Source organism: Rhodoferax ferrireducens (genome assembly GCF_049302455.1).
GTDB lineage: Bacteria > Pseudomonadota > Gammaproteobacteria > Burkholderiales > Burkholderiaceae_C > Rhodoferax > Rhodoferax ferrireducens_B.
Genome location: NZ_JBAQMD010000067.1, coordinates 26,597 through 42,736, shown reverse-complemented (window position 1 = coordinate 42,736; position 16,140 = coordinate 26,597). Strand labels below are relative to the sequence as shown.

At 62.1% G+C, this 16,140-nt stretch carries 15 protein-coding genes, 1 other RNA gene and 1 pseudogene; 6 read left to right on the top strand and 11 right to left on the bottom strand.

Going from position 1 to position 16,140, the window contains the following annotated elements; all coding sequences use genetic code 11:
• Nucleotides 1-262: 262 nt before the first annotated feature.
• From WA157_RS12200 to WA157_RS12185, 4 genes and pseudogenes are all read right to left on the bottom strand, one after another.
• Nucleotides 263-949 (bottom strand): DUF484 family protein, encoded by a 687-nt coding sequence (locus tag WA157_RS12200; protein WP_422621210.1) that lies wholly within the window; start codon nt 947-949, stop codon nt 263-265.
• Nucleotides 946-1,821 (bottom strand): diaminopimelate epimerase, encoded by an 876-nt coding sequence (gene dapF, locus WA157_RS12195; RefSeq protein ID WP_422621209.1) that lies wholly within the window; start codon nt 1,819-1,821, stop codon nt 946-948. Before dapF ends, WA157_RS12200 begins: the two co-directional genes overlap by 4 nt.
• Nucleotides 1,822-1,913: 92 nt before the next feature.
• The gene (locus WA157_RS12190; protein WP_422621222.1) at nt 1,914-3,050 is read right to left on the bottom strand and encodes a PIN domain-containing protein; all 1,137 of its coding nucleotides are present in this window, start codon (nt 3,048-3,050) and stop codon (nt 1,914-1,916) included.
• 3 nt (nt 3,051-3,053) lie between these two features.
• Nucleotides 3,054-3,359: pseudogene (locus tag WA157_RS12185) on the bottom strand (nucleotide pyrophosphohydrolase); the annotation flags it as partial.
• A gap of 100 nt (nt 3,360-3,459) precedes the next feature.
• On the opposite strand from WA157_RS12185, the gene WA157_RS12180 reads away from it, so the two are divergent.
• The 3 genes from WA157_RS12180 to WA157_RS12170 all read left to right on the top strand — a co-directional run bounded on the left by WA157_RS12180 (nt 3,460) and on the right by WA157_RS12170 (nt 6,861).
• Nucleotides 3,460-5,139 carry an MBL fold metallo-hydrolase gene (locus WA157_RS12180; protein WP_422621208.1) on the top strand — a complete coding sequence of 560 codons (1,680 nt, stop codon included), beginning with the start codon at nt 3,460-3,462 and terminating at the stop codon, nt 5,137-5,139.
• An 87-nt stretch (nt 5,140-5,226) separates the two neighbouring features.
• On the top strand, nt 5,227-6,045 hold the full coding sequence (locus WA157_RS12175) for a zinc-dependent peptidase (RefSeq protein WP_422621207.1): 819 nt from the start codon (nt 5,227-5,229) through the stop codon (nt 6,043-6,045).
• A 27-nt stretch (nt 6,046-6,072) separates the two neighbouring features.
• Nucleotides 6,073-6,861 (top strand): RNA pseudouridine synthase, encoded by a 789-nt coding sequence (locus WA157_RS12170; RefSeq protein WP_422621206.1) that lies wholly within the window; start codon nt 6,073-6,075, stop codon nt 6,859-6,861.
• On the opposite strand, the gene nhaR is transcribed toward WA157_RS12170, so the two are convergent.
• A complete protein-coding gene (gene nhaR, locus WA157_RS12165) occupies nt 6,858-7,757 on the bottom strand; it encodes a transcriptional activator NhaR (protein ID WP_422621205.1) in 900 nt (299 codons plus the stop codon). The genes WA157_RS12170 and nhaR overlap by 4 nt on opposite strands.
• A 183-nt stretch (nt 7,758-7,940) precedes the next feature.
• Between nhaR and WA157_RS12160 the strand changes: the two genes are divergently transcribed.
• Nucleotides 7,941-8,489 (top strand): Rrf2 family transcriptional regulator, encoded by a 549-nt coding sequence (locus WA157_RS12160; protein ID WP_422621204.1) that lies wholly within the window; start codon nt 7,941-7,943, stop codon nt 8,487-8,489.
• A gap of 35 nt (nt 8,490-8,524) precedes the next feature.
• On the opposite strand, the gene rnpB is transcribed toward WA157_RS12160, so the two are convergent.
• An RNA gene (gene rnpB, locus WA157_RS12155) (RNase P RNA component class A) lies at nt 8,525-8,893 on the bottom strand.
• A gap of 108 nt (nt 8,894-9,001) precedes the next feature.
• Between rnpB and cysK the strand changes: the two genes are divergently transcribed.
• The gene (gene cysK, locus WA157_RS12150; RefSeq protein ID WP_422621203.1) at nt 9,002-9,919 is read left to right on the top strand and encodes a cysteine synthase A; all 918 of its coding nucleotides are present in this window, start codon (nt 9,002-9,004) and stop codon (nt 9,917-9,919) included.
• Between the two features lie 86 nt (nt 9,920-10,005).
• Nucleotides 10,006-11,739, top strand: coding sequence for an NAD(P)/FAD-dependent oxidoreductase (locus WA157_RS12145; RefSeq protein WP_422621202.1), 1,734 nt, complete (start codon nt 10,006-10,008; stop codon nt 11,737-11,739).
• 104 nt (nt 11,740-11,843) lie between these two features.
• Here the strand turns inward: WA157_RS12145 and WA157_RS12140 are convergent, their stop codons facing one another.
• From WA157_RS12140 to pyrC, 5 genes are all read right to left on the bottom strand, one after another.
• Nucleotides 11,844-12,473, bottom strand: a complete 630-nt coding sequence (locus tag WA157_RS12140; RefSeq protein ID WP_422621201.1) for a LysE family transporter — start codon at nt 12,471-12,473, stop codon at nt 11,844-11,846.
• Nucleotides 12,474-12,499: 26 nt separating this feature from the next.
• Complete coding sequence (htpX, locus tag WA157_RS12135) at nt 12,500-13,375, bottom strand: protease HtpX (protein WP_422621200.1); 876 nt, start codon at nt 13,373-13,375, stop codon at nt 12,500-12,502.
• Between the two features lie 101 nt (nt 13,376-13,476).
• Complete coding sequence (locus tag WA157_RS12130) at nt 13,477-14,286, bottom strand: DUF3025 domain-containing protein (protein ID WP_422621199.1); 810 nt, start codon at nt 14,284-14,286, stop codon at nt 13,477-13,479.
• A complete protein-coding gene (locus tag WA157_RS12125) occupies nt 14,283-15,095 on the bottom strand; it encodes an NYN domain-containing protein (RefSeq protein WP_296484341.1) in 813 nt (270 codons plus the stop codon). The genes WA157_RS12130 and WA157_RS12125 overlap by 4 nt, the downstream gene beginning before the upstream one ends.
• Nucleotides 15,092-16,135 (bottom strand): dihydroorotase, encoded by a 1,044-nt coding sequence (gene pyrC / locus WA157_RS12120; protein ID WP_422621198.1) that lies wholly within the window; start codon nt 16,133-16,135, stop codon nt 15,092-15,094. The genes WA157_RS12125 and pyrC overlap by 4 nt, the downstream gene beginning before the upstream one ends.
• Nucleotides 16,136-16,140: the final 5 nt, after the last annotated feature.

Below are 16,140 nucleotides of genomic sequence, written 5' to 3'. Positions count from 1 at the left end.
CTGGGCGGCAGACCGGGAAACCCAGGATAGGCCAACTGATGCGACGCTGAATTTGGCTATGGCGACTGGTCGCTGGGTTGCATTCACTTTGAGGCCAGCGCGCGGTGAAGCGCAGATTTCCCACCTTCCAACACGCGGCCACATGGGGCTCCCCTCTTTCGCCCGGTGGGGCGAGAGAGGGGTTGGGGGAGTGAGTGGGGGAAAGAACGTTCAACATGCCAACCCAGTCAATCCCGGCGCAGCCATCAAATGCAAACGCTGCTTAGCGCAATTTGGACAGCGCGGCACTGGCCAGTTCGGCAATGCGCGCCAGCAAGTCAGTGCCCATGGTGCTGTTGAAGCGCTGCGCGTCCGGTGAGGCCAGCACCAGCAGGCCAAAAGCCGGTGCCGTGCTGCCCAGCGGCCCGCTGCGCAAGGGCAAAATCGCCAGCGACGCGGCGGCCTGCGGGTCCGCCAGCCAGTTGACGACTTCAAAACCGGTGTTGACGCCACAAAACGGCTCCGTCAGTGACGACGCGAACAGCTTGGCATCATCGCTCACGCCTTGCGCAAAGTCGGCCTGGGCAAACTGCGGCGCCACGTCCCACACTTTGATCCCGGCTTGCGGCACCGCAAACTGGTCCTGGATTTCGGTTGCCATCTCACCCGGCAAGGCCAAGGGATCCGTCGCCAGGAACAGGCTGCAAGCCCATTGCAGCAGTTTGTCGGTCAACAGCATGTTGTCATGGCCATTGCGCATCATGTCCATCAAGCGATGCTCCAGCATCTTGATCTTCTCGCGCAGCATCTGCGCCTGGCGCTCCTGCAGACTCACGGCCCGGTTGCTGTGCGGGCTGTTGAGCTGCACGGCGGCCAGCAACTCGGCGTGGCGCTCAAAAAAGTCGGGCGTATTGGCCAGGTAGTTGGCAATGTCGTCTTCGGTAATGGGGTTGGTGAATGGAGTAGTCATAGGTTGTCGGGTAGGTTGATTTCACCGTGAAAAACTGGGGTGGCGGGCCCGGTCATCAGTACCGGCGCCGTGGCGCCCGCCCAGGAAATGGTCAATGTGCCGCCGTGGGTCTGGACATTCACCGTGTCGTCGAGCAGCCCGAGCCGGATGCCGGTCACCACCGCCGCGCAGGCGCCGGAGCCGCAGGCCAGGGTTTCGCCGGTGCCGCGCTCGTAAACGCGCAGGAGGATGTGGCTGCGGTCCACGATCTGCATGAAACCGGCATTCACCCGCTTCGGGAAACTGGCATGGTGTTCAATCAAAGGGCCTTGCAACAGCACCGGCGCTGTGTCGACATCGTCCACGACCTGCACCGCGTGCGGGTTGCCCATCGACACCACTGCTACATAAACAGTAGCTGCATGCCCAGCATCCACGAGGGCTAGAGGCCATTTTTGCCATAAACCCGAAGTTTGCGGCTGCAGACCGGTGGCATCAAACGGGATCTCGGCCAGCTCAAACACCGGCGCCCCCATGTTCACCGTGACGCGGCCATCGGGGTTAAGTTGCGGCTCAATCACGCCGCCTCGGGTCTGCACCCGGATCGCGTCCTTGGCTGTCAGGCCCTGATCACGCACGAAGCGCGCAAAGCAGCGCGCCCCGTTGCCGCACTGCTCGACCTCGGCGCCATCGGCGTTGTGAATGAGGTACTCAAAATCAATGCCCGGCGCCGGAGAAGGGCGCACCGTCAAAATCTGGTCGGCACCGACGCCAAAGTGGCGATCCGCCAGCAAGCGATAGTGCGCGGTGCTCAAGCCAAAGCGGCCTTGAGTCTCATCAAGCACCACAAAATCGTTGCCGGCACCTTGCATTTTGGTAAAGGGGATTCGCATGGGGGCAATTATCTACGCCGCGGCTACCGGACGTGCCCGCTCTGGCGAGCCAGCCATTTCAAGTGAGGCACGCAGTGCATCCCAACGCAAGCTCATGGGTTGAAATGCACCCCACCCTTTTCATCCAGCCGCACAAAACCACGACTCACCAGCTTTGCCAACACATCGGTCACGATGGCCGCATCGGAGCTTGACTCATTGAGCAAGGATGTGACCGCAGCCAACAACCTGGCTTTTCGGGTCGGCTTGTTGGCCGACCTTTGCAGACTTGCCTGAACGTGGCGCACGGCCTTGTCCAAATCAAAGGTGAGGCTGGGCTGCTTGCGGATTTCAGGGGCATGGGCTTCAGGCGGTGGTGCTGCGATCCGGCGAGCCGTCAGGAACTCGGCGATGCCCGCGATGTTTCTGGCCTTTGGCACTTGGCTGGCGGGCCTTTGCCTTTGATTGGAGCGCTTTGCGGGCGCAGGGGTCGCGGCGCCGCTGGCCTGTGTCTTCCTGGCAGCAGGTGCTTTGTTGACTGGAGCGGTTTTCTTGACCGGGGCAGGCTCAGCGGTTTGCACGGCTTTTTTCGAGCTGGCCTGCGTGACCCGTGGGGTCAATGGCGCTGTTTTGACCGCGGCTGGCCTTTTGGCGGCCATGGGCGCGTGGACTTTCTGCTGCCGAGTCAATGACGCAGTCTTGGCGCTTGATTCCTTTGCGATCGCGCTCAAGCCAATGGTCGGCGCCTTGGCCCTTGTCTTGCCCGGTGCCACCTTTTTGACCGCCGCATGCGCTTTCACAAACCCGATCTGCCGCGCCGAAAAGCCCAGGCTTTGGGCGTGCTCCAGCATGGGCAAATAGCCCTTGTCATTGGAGATCACGACAAAATTGGCTTGCGGGCTGCGAGATGCGATGTAGCCCATATAAAAGGACAGATGAAAATCCAGCGCGTTCTTGCCGGCCCGTGCAATCGGAACTAGGGTCGCGCGCTGACCAAACAGGGCTTGGTCGGCTGACACATTTTTCTGACTGGGGCCGTGAAACAACCAGACGTCGGTCACTGGCGGCACCAGAGTCTGAATGTCCTGGTCCTTTGGCTGCACGTTTTCCCAATCCACGAGCACATGGGTTGGTGCGGCAGACTGCCCCTCTTTTGCATCAGCGGTTGGTCTGACAGGTTCTGCAACAACTGTTGTCGCCACGGGAATGGCGGACTCTGATGCCTTGGCGCGCTTGCGGCTTGGGTTCACCGCAGGATATTTGATGGCATTTTTGACCAGCTTGTTCGCCACAGCGCCTGGCATGTCGATAGCGCAATGATCGGCAAGCTGCAGCAGGTACAGCAGCACATCGGCCACTTCGTCCGCAATCCGCTCTTTCATCGCGGGATAAAGATGCGCCGCCTGCGATTCTTCAGACGTCATCCATTGAAATATTTCGGCCAGCTCTGCCGCCTCCACCATCAGCGCAGTGCTCAGGTTCTTGGGGGTATGAAACGGCTGCCAGTGGCGCGCGGCAGCGAACTCGCGCAAGGTCGATTGAAGCGCCTGAATATCCATGGGGTGTTCTCCTGGTTGCACGGGTGATGCCAGCCCCGCCTGATGGGTCATTTCGAATTATGCAAGCGGCTCGCCCCAGGTTTCGTTGCAAAATTACCAGATGCCACGCCCCTCCCAACTCCTGCACCCCGCGCGCCCACCCGCGCCGACCCGCCCGGCCGCGACCGTGCTGTTGCTGCGCGACACACCCGATGGGCTGGAAGTGCTGATGACACGACGCTCCACGACAGCCAGTTTTGTGCCGGGCGCCTACGTGTTCCCCGGTGGCGGCGTGGACGCGCTCGACAGCGCCAGCCACGCCCAGGCTCGGCGCCGCGCCAGCCAGAGCGACCTGCACCTGACGCAGGCGATTGCCGCCATCCGCGAGAGTTTTGAGGAGCTGGGGGTGCTGCTGGCGCGCCGGGCCGATGGCGCGCACGCCGACCACCACGATATCGCCGCCTTGAGCCGCGCCCGCCCCTTCACGGCCCAATGCCAGACCCGCGGCCTGCTGCTTGCGGCCGACGAGGTGTTTGTGCTGGCGCACTGGATCACCGACCGCGACCTGCCGCGCCGCTTTGACGTGCCGTTTCTGGTCGCCCGCATGCCCGAGGGGCAGACGCCGGTGGCCGACGAGAGCGAGCAATTCGAGCCGGTCTGGGTGCGCCCCGTTGACGCGCTGGCGCGGCACGCAGCGGGCCAGTTTTTTATCATCTACCCGACCATCCGCACGCTGGAGCGGCTGCTGCACTACGCCAGCGTGGACGCAGTGCTGCAAGCCTGTTCTGTGAACGAGCGGCCGCTGTGGACTTGCTGTCCGCGCGCCGGCCTGCTGGGCGGGTGCGAGGTCCGCTTCATGGAGCATGAGCTCCCGTTTGGCGAGTTGGCGCTGGTCTGCCCGGATGGGCAAGTCGTGCACCCGTTGGACTGGCAGACCGAGCAGCCGGTGGCACTCTTGAAGAACGTGCTGCGCCTGACCGCGCCCAACCCTGGCGCCATGACCGGGCCCGGCACCAACAGCTATCTGGTGGGCGACCCGGCGACCGGCTACCTCGTGATCGACCCCGGTCCGGCCGACCCGGATCACCTTGAAAAACTGTGGCGCGCGGCCGGCGGCGACATCCGCATGATCGTGTGCACCCATTCGCACCCGGACCACGCCCCGGGCGCCCTGCCCTTGCAGGCGCTGTGCCGGCAGCACGGCCAGCCGTCCCCGCCGATCCTGGGCCTGCCCAGCGCGCCGACGGCCCGCGCCCACAGTGTATTCACGCCCGACAGAGTACTATTAAATAATGAGCTGCTCACGCTTATTCCACGGGGGCTAGAGGCTGATTCGTCATATATTTCAGACCACACGCTCAAGGTGATTCATACCCCCGGCCACGCTGCCAACCATCTGTGTCTGGTCTTGCTGGAAGACCGTTTGCTGTTCAGCGGCGACCACATCCTGAGCGGCAGCACCACGGTGATTGATCCGCCCGATGGCGACATGACGGCCTACCTTGACTCGCTGGACATTTTGAGCGCCGCCTGCGAGCAACACCAGCTCGAATTCATCCTGCCCGCCCATGGCTACGTGATCGGCGGTTTTGACGGCGAAGCAGCCGGGGCCATTGCGCGTCTGAAAGCACATCGCCTGCAGCGCGAAGCCAAAATCGTGCAGGCGATGCAGGCACAGCCGCAAGGCACACTGGACGACTGGGTCGCGCAGGTCTACGACGACGTTCCCCCGCGCATGTGGCCGGTGGCCAAGCGCTCGCTCATGGCCCATGTGGCGCGCATTGAAGCCGCGCTGTCCTGACAAGCGCCAACGGCGCTTGAGGATTGAAAACAGCGTGCCTCAACCCCAGCTACCAGCCTGTTGCACGCTGCCCCTGAGAACCGACCCTTGCCCATACTCCTTGTTACCTGCCTGGCCCTGCTTTTTATCCTCTGGCTGCTGGGTAAACCGTATCTGACCGAGCGCAAGCGCCAGAAAATTCGTGCCCGTGCGTTTCCTGCCGCCTGGCGTGACATCCTGAAGCGGCGCGTGCCCTATGTGCGCGCGCTGCCCGCCGACCTGCAACTCCAGCTCAAGCGCCACATCCAGGTGTTTGTGACCGAGAAGGCCTTCATTGGCTGTGATGGGCTGGAAATCACCGACGAGATGCGGGTCACCATTGCAGCCCAAGCCTGCCTGCTGATCCTCAATCGCCCCGGCGATTACTACCCCAATCTGCGCCAAATCCTGGTCTACCCCGGCAGCTTCGTGGTCCATCAGGCGCACACGGACGACATCGGTGTCGCTCACCAGGGACGCCAGGTCCTGTCCGGCGAATCCTGGTCCGAGGGCCAGGTAATCCTGTCGTGGCAGGACACGCTCGCAGGGGCCGCTACGCCCACCGATGGCGAAAACGTGGCGATCCATGAATTTGCCCATCAGCTTGATCAGGAAACCGGCCCCGCCAATGGCGCCCCCCTGCTGGCGCGGCGCGCGCACTACGCGCGCTGGTCGCAGGTGCTGGGGGCCGAGTTTGACGCGCTGAGAACCCGGGCCTCACCGGACGAGGCGTCTTTGTTCAGCGACTATGGCGCCACCGACCCGGCGGAATTTTTCGCCGTGATCTCGGAGGTGTTCTTCGAGCAGCCGCAGCGCATGGCAGATGAACACCCGGCGCTGTACCGCGAACTGGCCCAGTTTTACCGCCTGGACCCGCTGAGCTGGTAAGGCGGCAGGCACGGTTAACATGCCGCCATGATTCACGCTAAAAAACCTGTTCCCCCGGCGCCGCGCGAGGGTGAGCGCCTGGCCAAGCGCGTCGCTGAAATGGTGCCCTGCTCGCGCCGCGAGGCCGAACAGTACATTGAAGGCGGCTGGGTCAGCGTGAACGGGCAAGTGGTGGAAGAACCGATGGTCCGGGTCTCTGACCAGCGGGTCGAAATTGACCCCGACGCCAGCCTGCTGGAGCTCTCAGCCATCACTTTGCTGCTGCACAAGCCGCCCGGGTTCGATGCCATGGCCGCGCCCGGCCAGGCCAATCGTCACGTCAAACCGGCGCAGCAATTGCTCAGCGCCGCCACGCACGCCAGCGATGACGCGTCGGGCGTGCGACTGCTCAAGCGCCACTTTGCCAAGCTCACGGCTTGCGTGCCGCTGGAAACCGCCGCCAGCGGCCTGGTGGTGTTCACCCAGGACTGGCGCGTGCTGCGCAAACTCACCGAAGACGCTCAGTTGATGGAGCAGGAGGTGATTGTGGAGGTGGCGGGCGAGGTGCCAGCGCAGAGCCTGCAGCGCATCAACCAGGGGCTGGCGGTGGACGGCCAGCCGCTGCCAGCGGTCAAAGTCAGTCTCAACAGCACCGGCGAGACCTCATCGAAGCTGCGTTTTGCCCTCAAAGGTTCGCACCCGGGCCTGATCGCCTACCTGTGCGAGCGTTTGGGGCTGCAGATTGTGAGCATGAAACGCCTGCGCATCGGGCGGGTATCGATGACGCACCTGCCCCCTGGGCAATGGCGCTACCTGCAGGCGCATGAGCGGTTCTAGACGGCGCTGAACAGCCGATCGCGCGCCGCGTCGGTGATGGCCAGCACACACGGGTGCGTGATGCGCCGCTCCACCGACACCGCAAAAAATTCATCCACCAGTTCATCGCTGCGGCCGATCACATCGACACCAAACTGTGCCACCGTCTCGGCTTCCAGCACCGTGGGCGCCATGAAAACGCCGCGCCCCTCGCGTCCAAACGCTTTCAGCAAGGCAGCGTCATCGAACTCGCCAATCACCTGCGGATGCAACTGGTGCCGGGTTAGCCAGCCCTCCAGTTGTTGACGCACCGAGACGGAGTTACCCGGCATCAACATCGGCATGTCGTTCAGACATTTTGGAAAGGCGCCGTGCAGTTGGGACTTGAGCGTCGGCGCGCAGAAGAAACTCATGCTGCTGCTGCCCAGCGGGTGGCTGAAGGCCTTGACGCTGATGCGCCGGGGCAGCGGTTCGTCGGCGATCACCAGATCCAGGCGGTGCAAGGCCAATTGCGCCAGCAGATCGGGAAACTTGCCTTCGCTGCAAATGAGCTTGACCGGCTCCTTCACCAACAGGGCTGGCTCCAGCAGACGGTAAACCACCGACTTGGCGACCGAATCAGCCACCCCAACCCGAAAATCCAGCACCCGCCGCCCCCCGCGGGCCTGGCGCACGGCGGCCTCCAGTTCAGCGCCCAGCGTGAATATCTGCTCGGCATAGTCCAACGCCAGCCGACCGTCCTCGGTCAGCTCCAACTGGCGACCGCTTTTGCGGAAGAGTTTGCGCCCGAGCCGCTCTTCGAGCAGCTTGATCTGGCCGGACAGGGTTTGCGGCGTGGTGTGCAGTTGCTCACCCGCGCGCATGATGCCGCCGGCCTTGGCCGTGACCCAGAAATAGTACAAGTGCTTGAAATTCATTCGTTCGTCTCCAACTTTAACCATCGTCTTGCTCTGGCCGACACGGATCGCGTGTTTGCCATCCCATGAACATTATTCGCTTTTCTCGAAGTTAAATTGTCACAAATACGAATTTACACGAAGTGATTGGAACTTTATAGTGTTGCTTGTGTCATACCATGTGATCAAAATAGGAGAATAATCATGCGACTCAGTACCAAAGGCCGATTTGCCGTCACAGCGATGATTGACGTGGCGCTACGCGAAAAATTGGGACCGGTCCCCCTATCCGACATTGCGGTGCGGCAGCAGATTTCGCTCTCGTACCTGGAGCAAATGTTCAGCAAGCTGCGCCAGCACGGCTTGGTGGCCAGCACGCGTGGACCCGGCGGTGGTTACGCGCTGGGGCAGCAGGCTGACCGCATCACAGTCGCTGACATCATTGGTGCCGTTGAAGACGATACCGATCGCAGCACGAAAGACACCCCTCGCCACGCGAAGACTGCCTCAAGCAGCGCGGGCAAGGACATGGCACAGGATCTGTGGGACAGCTTGAACACCAAAATGATGGACTACATGAAGTCGGTCACCTTGCGCAGTCTGGCGCTCGGGCAACTGGCCAAAGGGGTTCGGATTGAAGAAGAACCGGCGCCCAACCGGGGCGTGTTCAAGAAGCCCAAACAGGAGTCTGTGCAGCGCAGTGTGCCCAACTCCGTCTTTGCACTGGGCCAAGCTGTGCTGGCCCGGGGTTAATGCCCCGGGTCACTCCAGCACAGCGCTGGAAAAAAGTGTGAAGCCCACCGATAAGCCGGATTCTGTGCAGGATGGTTGCCCACCCTGTGACTGCCATTAATCTGGGCGGTTGGTCACCCAACCGCTCGGTGCTACCTACCCGCCAGCTCTGGGGGCCCCATCAACGCTGGCCTACTTGGTATTGCTGCGCGTAGAGATTGCCCGTTTCACCCGAACTTAATCGGCTCGTCTCTGTTGCTCTGATCCTCACCTTATAACGCGCACTTGCGTGCGCGCATTTCAGTGGACAGCCGTTAGCTGCTACGCTGCCCTATGCAGTCCGGACGTTCCTCCAGTGCGGTGTTTCCACCCGACGCTTGCGCGTCGTCCTTGCGGCTTGCACCAGCGGCAGTCTGGCGGGCTTCACGCTTTGATTATCACTGCAATTGATAAGCTTATAGTGGAACCGATCGTTGAAGTAGTTGAGAATGACACCTTGCCTATCGTCATCTCACCCACCCAAGGAGCCGCCCATGAAAGCCGACAACATCCTGCAAACCATTGGCAACACGCCGCACGTGCGCATCAATCGCCTGTTTGGCAAAAGCCACAACGTATGGATCAAGTCCGAGCGCAGCAACCCAGGCGGCTCGATCAAGGACCGCATTGCGCTGGCGATGGTGGAGGCGGCGGAGCGAAGCGGTGAACTCAAGGCTGGGGGCACCATCATCGAGCCGACCTCCGGCAACACCGGCATCGGTCTGGCCATGGTGGCCGCCGTCAAGGGCTACAAATTGATTCTGGTGATGCCCGACAGCATGTCGATCGAGCGCCGCCGCCTGATGCTGGCCTATGGGGCATCGTTTGACCTGACGCCGCGTGAAAAAGGCATGAAAGGCTCGATTGCCCGCGCGCAAGAGTTGGTCGCGGCCACGCCCAATTCCTGGATGCCGCAACAATTTGAGAACCCGGCCAATATCGACGCCCACGCGAACACGACGGCGCAGGAAATTCTGGCCGACTTTCCCAATGGCCTTGACGCGCTGATCACCGGCGTGGGCACGGGCGGCCACCTGACCGGTTGCGCCCAGGTCTTGAAAGCCCTGTGGCCTGACTTGAAGGTGTACGCGGTGGAGCCACTGGCGTCGCCGGTGATCTCAGGCGGCGCGCCCGCACCGCACCCGATTCAGGGCATTGGCGCGGGCTTTATCCCCAAAAACCTGCGTACCGAGTTGCTCGATGGGGTGATTCAAGTGGATGCCGAACCCGCCCGTGAAATGGCCCGGCGCTGTGCCCGTGAAGAGGGCATTCTGGTCGGCATCTCAAGCGGCGCCACACTGGCCGCCATTGCCCAAAAATTACCCGACCTGCCGGCGGGTGCCACCGTTTTGGGCTTCAACTACGACACCGGCGAGCGCTACCTGTCGATCGAGGGCTTTTTGCCGGCCTGATCCTCTTCGCGATCACGGGCTGCCCAAGTGCAGCCGGTAAAATGGGCGGCTTCTGCTTGATAGACACAAGCCAATTGGCCCTCACCATGATCCGACTCTCTGAGCTCAAGCTCGCGCTTGACCACACGCCTGACGACCTGCAGGCACTCATCCTGAAAATCCTGGGCATTGCGACCAATGAGCTAGCCCAGTGGCACATTTTCAAACGCAGTTTTGACGCCCGCCAAGCGCAGGTGCGGGTGGTTTATATCGTGGATGTGGCGCTGCTTGAACCGGCGCAAGAGGGCCCGGTGCTGCAGCAGCATGCGGCCAACCCGCACATCCAATCCACGCCCGACATGAGCTATCGGCTGGTGGCGCAAGCCCCCGCGAATTTGGCCCTGCGCCCGGTGGTGGTGGGCTTTGGCCCGTGCGGCATTTTTGCCGCGCTCACGCTGGCGCAGATGGGCTTCAAGCCGATCGTGCTGGAGCGCGGCAAAAAAGTGCGTGAGCGCACCCAGGACACCTGGGGTCTGTGGCGCAAGCATGTGCTCAACCCCGAATCCAATGTGCAGTTTGGCGAGGGTGGCGCGGGCACGTTCTCGGATGGCAAGCTCTATAGCCAGATCAAGGACCCGCGTCATTTGGGGCGCAAGGTGATGACCGAATTTGTCAAGGCCGGTGCGCCGCCCGAGATTCTGGTGGAGTCGCATCCGCACATTGGCACCTTCAAGCTGGTCAAGGTGGTGGAAAACCTGCGCGCCCAGATCATCTCGCTCGGCGGCGAGATTCGCTTTGAACAGCGCGTGACCGACGTGCTGGTAGAAGACGGCCCACAGGGTCGGCATGTGCGCGGCCTGACCGTGCTGGATCAATCGACCGGACAAAGTTACGACCTGCGCGCTGACCAGGTGGTCATGGCGCTGGGCCACAGCTCGCGCGACACCTTTGCCATGCTGCATGAGCGCGGCGTCGCCATGGATGCCAAACCGTTCTCGGTCGGCTTTCGCATTGAGCATCCGCAGAGCGTGATCGACCGGGCCCGCTGGGGCCGCCACGCCGGCCACCCCAGCCTGGGCGCGGCCGACTACAAACTGGTGCACCACGCGCAAAACGGCCGCGCGGTGTACAGCTTTTGCATGTGCCCTGGCGGCACCGTGGTGGCAGCCACTTCGGAGCCGGGCCGGGTGGTCACCAACGGCATGAGCCAGTACTCGCGCAACGAACGCAACGCCAATGCGGGCCTGGTGGTGGGCATTGAGCCCACGGACTTTTGCCAGGATGAAGCCGCGTTTGTGCAAGCGTTTGGCACGGCAGCCGGAGCGCGTTATTTTGAAGGGTCGCAGCGTCTGAAACTGCAATACCCCAAGGCCACACACCCACTGGCGGGCATCAATCTGCAACGCCAACTGGAATCAGGCGCTTATGTGCTGGGCGGCAGCAATTACGAAGCGCCGGGACAACTGGTCGGTGAATTCATTCAGGGCCGGGCCTCTACCACCTTGGGCTCGGTGTTGCCGTCTTACCAACCGGGCGTGAAACTGGGCGACTTGCACCAGGCCCTGCCCGACTATGCGATTGCCGCCCTGCGCGAGGCCCTGCCGGCATTTGGCAAGAAGATCAAGGGCTTTGACATGCCGGATGCGGTGTTGACGGGCGTGGAAACCCGCACCTCGTCGCCCTTGCGCATGCCGCGAGGGGACGATTTTCAGAGTATTAACACGCAAGGTTTGTACCCGGGGGGCGAAGGCGCGGGCTACGCCGGTGGCATATTGTCAGCCGGGGTGGATGGCATCAAGATGGCCGAAGCCGTCGCGATGAACATTGTTAAATGCTATTAATTTAATAGCGCATAGCGCTTATTGGATGAGGGCTACAGCCTGAAATGGCTTGAGAACTCCGATGCGGCGGGAGGTGGCTCGGATGACGGGGGGGATTGTTTCTATCAGACTGCCCGTTTGAACAGCGCCAGCAGCGAGCCGGCCAGCACAAACAAGCTGCCAAAGGTGCGGTTCATGGCGCGGATGTGCGACGGGTCTTTCAAGGCCCCCAGCACCTTGGCCGCCAACGCGGTGTAACCGGCCATCACCACCATGTCGGTGAACGCCAGCGTGGCACCAATGGTCAGGTACTGCGGCAGCAGCGGCTGCGACAAATTCATGAACTGCGGCACCACCGCCAACAGAAACACCGTGCCCTTGGGGTTGACCACATTGATCATCCAGGCGCGCAGAATCATCGAGCGCCGGCTGACAAACACGCCGGAATCAGACGGCGCCACCATGGGACGTGCCGGGGCGCGCCACTGCGCAATGCCCAGCCACACCAGATACGCCACGCCCAGCCACTTGACGACGGTAAACGCGGTGCTGGACGCCGCCACCAGCGCGCCCAAACCCACACCGACAATCAGCAATTGGGTCCAGATGCCCAGCACCAGGCCAAAAATGGTGACGTAGCCGCGCTTGAAACCATGGTTCAAGCCAGCGCTCATCGAGGCAATGGCGCCCGGCCCAGGCGAGATGCTGATGGCCCACGAGGCGGCGAAAAAAGTCAACCAGGTAGAGAGTTCCATGCGCCGAGTTTAATGAGCCAAAAATCTCACAGCGGCGCGTTTTGCAAAGCCGCGATGCGCTCTTCAATCGGCGGGTGGGTCGAAAACAGCTTGCCAATACCACCCGCAATACCCATGGCCGCCATGCTCTTGGGCAACTCGCCCGGCGTCATGCCACCGAGCCGCGCCAGCGCGTTGATCATCGGCTGCTTGCGATTCATGAGCTTGGCAGCGCCGGCGTCGGCCCGGAATTCACGGTGACGGGAGAACCAGGCCACTACGATGGCGGCCGCAAAACCGAGCACGATGTCAAGCACGACGGTGGTGATCATGTAGCCAATGCCGGGGCCGCTGGAGCGCTCGTCGCCTTTGCGCAGGAAACCGTCAATGGCAAAGGCGATAACGCGGCTCAGGAACACCACAAAGGTGTTCATCACGCCTTGAATCAGGGCCATGGTGACCATGTCGCCATTGGCAACGTGGGCAATTTCGTGGCCGATCACGGCCTCGATCTCTTCACGCGTCATACCCTGCAGCAAGCCGGTAGACACAGCCACCAGCGCCGAGTTCTTGAACGCTCCGGTGGCGAAGGCATTGGGCGCACCGTCAAAAATACCCACTTCCGGCATACCAATGCCAGCGGTGTCGGCCAATTTGCGCACGGTCTCCACAATCCAGGCCTCGTCGACGTTTTGCGGCTGGCTGATGATGCGCACGCCCGTGGTCCATTTGGCCATCGGCTTGCTGATCAACAGCGAAATGATGGCGCCGCCAAAACCAATGACCATGGCGAAGCCGAGCAAGGAACCCAAGTCGAGCCCGGCCGGGGTCAGGTAACGGTTGACGCCGAGCAGGCTGGCCACGATGCCCAACACCGCGACCACGGCGACATTGGTCAAAACAAACAAGAGAATACGTTTCATGATTTCTTTCAAATACGGTTCAAAACCAGCGAACCATTGGCACCGATGTTAGGGGCGCGGAGTCCGATTTCAAGACTTCGCGCCGCAATGGCCCATGAAGTTTACGGGCATTCAAGAGCGACTCCGGTCGACCCAGCGCGCCCGGTTTGGGGCACACGGAACACACCGGCGTCCGCATAAAACGCCGGGTCGTCATTGCCCGCCCACCAGCCGGGCACGCCAAGCACCGGCAGGTGGGCAAATGGTTTGCCCGCCAATTCGTCGGCAGTGAGATCCTGCGCCAGCCAGGCGTCGATGTCCGCTATTAAATGACTAGCTATGCGCACCCGGTAGACGTGGGCTGTGATCGCTTTTCTTGGTGCAACCAGCTTTTCCAGCAAGGCGTGCCCGAACAGCAGCAGTTGCGCCTCTCGCCACAGCGGGCGCAGTTCAACAAACAGGCGCTGCCAGTCTTTGCACACCAGCGCATCCCACAAAACATCCGGCGCCTGCAGGATGGCGGCGTTCTCGTCAAACACCGTCAAACCGTCACGCGCTGGCCCACGCACCGGCTGGATACCGCTGTGCGCAATCTGCGCGGCCTGCAGTTCGTTGAGCCGCTTCTTCGTCAACGGAAACTGCAGCCAGCACAAGCCATTGAAGAAATCATGCAAGCCGTCGCGTGTCGGCACCCGCCCCGTGCCGAAAATGTGCTGTTCGTAGGCAACGCCGGTGGGTAGCTCGCTTTGTGGCACGAAGCGCACCGGGAACCGCGCCAGCGATCGCGCGGCTAGATTCAAGGCCCCGGGCTGGGGTTCCCCCTCTCGTACACGCTGTGCCAGCGCCTCGCCCGCTGCCCGCCACGGCGCGAGCCAGGGCGCGGCCCAGTCAATGTCGCCTACCGCTGACACCGCAGCGGGCAGGCCGTTCATGTCACGGCCAACGCCAGAAAATGCTGCTTGTCGCGCACACTGACTCTGGACGTTCCTTCGTCACGCAGGTCGAAGACACCTGTTGCGGCCAACAGCTTGCTCAGTGTGGCATAGCCATAGTTGCGCGAGTCGAACGAGGCTTTGTTGCCGATGTGCGTACCCACCGGACCGACCCCTGCCCAGCCATCTTCGTCCTCGCACGCAATGACGGCGCCCCGGAGCAAGCTGAGAAGCTTGGTGTCTTTTCGCAGTTGTTCAGTGGGCACGCGCAAGGGCTGCGACAGTTTGGCCGGGGCTGCGCCGACCTCCGTCGAAACAGCGGGGGCGGTCGCGACAGGCATATCAATGCCATCGACAGCACCCAGACGGTCAAGGTACAGGAATCGGGAGCATGCATTGACAAAGGGCTCGGGCGTTTTCTGGGCGCCAAATCCGTAAACTGCCGCCCCCTTGGCGCGCAAGTGCATCACCAGGGGCGTGAAATCTGCATCCGACGAAACGATGCCGAACGCATCCGGCTGATCGGTGTACAGCAGTTCCAGCGCATCGATCACCATCGCCATGTCGCTGGCATTCTTGCCCTTTGAATAGTCAAACTGCTGCATAGGACGGATAGCGTGCTCGTGCAGTTTTTCCTCCCAGCCCTTGAGTTCGTTCTTTTTCCAGTTGCCATAGGCTCGGCGCACGTTGGTCACGCCAAAGGTGGAAAGCTCGGTCAGGATCGCGTCGATCTTGGCCGCAGGCGAGTTGTCCGCGTCAATCAGCAAGGCAATTTGCGGTTCTGGCCGTCGCGCCTCGCGTGCACTCATACAAGCCTCCACGGCAGCGTTTCGCCCGCGCCCAAAGGCTTGAGCTCGGCGTCGCCAAAAGCAAAACGCTCGGGCGGCGTCCACTCCTCGCGATTCAGCGTGATGGTGCCAGCGTTGCGCGGCAAGCCATAAAAATCGGCGCCATGGAAGCTGGCAAAAGCCTCCAGCTTGTCCAGCGCACCCACCGAATCAAACGCCTCGGCATACATCTCCATGGCGGCGTGCGCCGTGTAGCAGCCAGCGCAGCCCGAAGCGTTCTCTTTCAGGTGGGCCGCATGCGGCGCGCTGTCGGTGCCCAAAAAGAACTTGTTCGAGCCGCTGGTGGCCGCGGCGAGCAGGGCCTGGCGGTGAACTTCCCGCTTCAACACCGGCAAACAGTAGTAATGCGGGCGAATGCCGCCGGTAAAGATGGCGTTGCGGTTGTACAGCAGATGGTGTGCGGTGAGCGTGGCGGCGGTGAAGCGGTCCGCATCGGCAACGTACTGCGCGGCCTCTTTGGTGGTGATGTGCTCGAACACGATTTTCAATTCAGGAAAATCGCGGCGCAAAGGGATCAACTGCGTATCAATGAAGACCGCCTCGCGGTCAAACAGGTCAATCTCGGGCGCGGTCACTTCACCATGCAGCAGCAACAGCAGGCCCGCGCGCTGCATGGCCTCCAACGTCTTGTAGGTCTTACGCAGGTCGGTCACGCCGGCGTCGCTGTTGGTGGTGGCGCCCGCCGGATAGAGCTTGACCGCTACCACGCCGGCATCACAGGCACGCTTGATTTCGTCGGGGGGCAAGTTGTCGGTCAGGTAGAGCGTCATCAGCGGCTGGAACTCAACGCCGGGTGGCACCGCGGCCTGGATGCGCGCTTGGTAGGCCAGCGCGGCTTGCGTGGTGGTCACCGGTGGCCGCAGGTTGGGCATGATGATGGCGCGGCCAAACTGGGCGGCAGTGTGCGGCACCACCGTGCGCAAGGCGTCGCCATCACGCACGTGCAGATGCCAGTCGTCGGGTCGTGTCAGGGTGATGGTGAGAGCCTGGGTTTGTGTCATGGCCG

Excerpts from the sequence above, each read along its gene's own strand:
- WA157_RS12160 (WP_422621204.1), top strand. The coding sequence starts at position 7,941 with ATGCGACTCAGTACCAAAGGCCGATTTGCCGTCACAGCGATGATTGAC.
- htpX (WP_422621200.1), bottom strand. The coding sequence starts at position 13,375 with ATGAAACGTATTCTCTTGTTTGTTTTGACCAATGTCGCCGTGGTCGCG.
- WA157_RS12200 (WP_422621210.1), bottom strand. The coding sequence starts at position 949 with ATGACTACTCCATTCACCAACCCCATTACCGAAGACGACATTGCCAAC.
- cysK (WP_422621203.1), top strand. The coding sequence starts at position 9,002 with ATGAAAGCCGACAACATCCTGCAAACCATTGGCAACACGCCGCACGTG.
- WA157_RS12130 (WP_422621199.1), bottom strand. The coding sequence starts at position 14,286 with ATGAACGGCCTGCCCGCTGCGGTGTCAGCGGTAGGCGACATTGACTGG.
- dapF (WP_422621209.1), bottom strand. The coding sequence starts at position 1,821 with ATGCGAATCCCCTTTACCAAAATGCAAGGTGCCGGCAACGATTTTGTG.
- WA157_RS12180 (WP_422621208.1), top strand. The coding sequence starts at position 3,460 with ATGCCACGCCCCTCCCAACTCCTGCACCCCGCGCGCCCACCCGCGCCG.
- WA157_RS12125 (WP_296484341.1), bottom strand. The coding sequence starts at position 15,095 with ATGAGTGCACGCGAGGCGCGACGGCCAGAACCGCAAATTGCCTTGCTG.
- WA157_RS12170 (WP_422621206.1), top strand. The coding sequence starts at position 6,073 with ATGATTCACGCTAAAAAACCTGTTCCCCCGGCGCCGCGCGAGGGTGAG.
- WA157_RS12140 (WP_422621201.1), bottom strand. The coding sequence starts at position 12,473 with ATGGAACTCTCTACCTGGTTGACTTTTTTCGCCGCCTCGTGGGCCATC.
- nhaR (WP_422621205.1), bottom strand. The coding sequence starts at position 7,757 with ATGAATTTCAAGCACTTGTACTATTTCTGGGTCACGGCCAAGGCCGGC.
- pyrC (WP_422621198.1), bottom strand. The coding sequence starts at position 16,135 with ATGACACAAACCCAGGCTCTCACCATCACCCTGACACGACCCGACGAC.
- WA157_RS12145 (WP_422621202.1), top strand. The coding sequence starts at position 10,006 with ATGATCCGACTCTCTGAGCTCAAGCTCGCGCTTGACCACACGCCTGAC.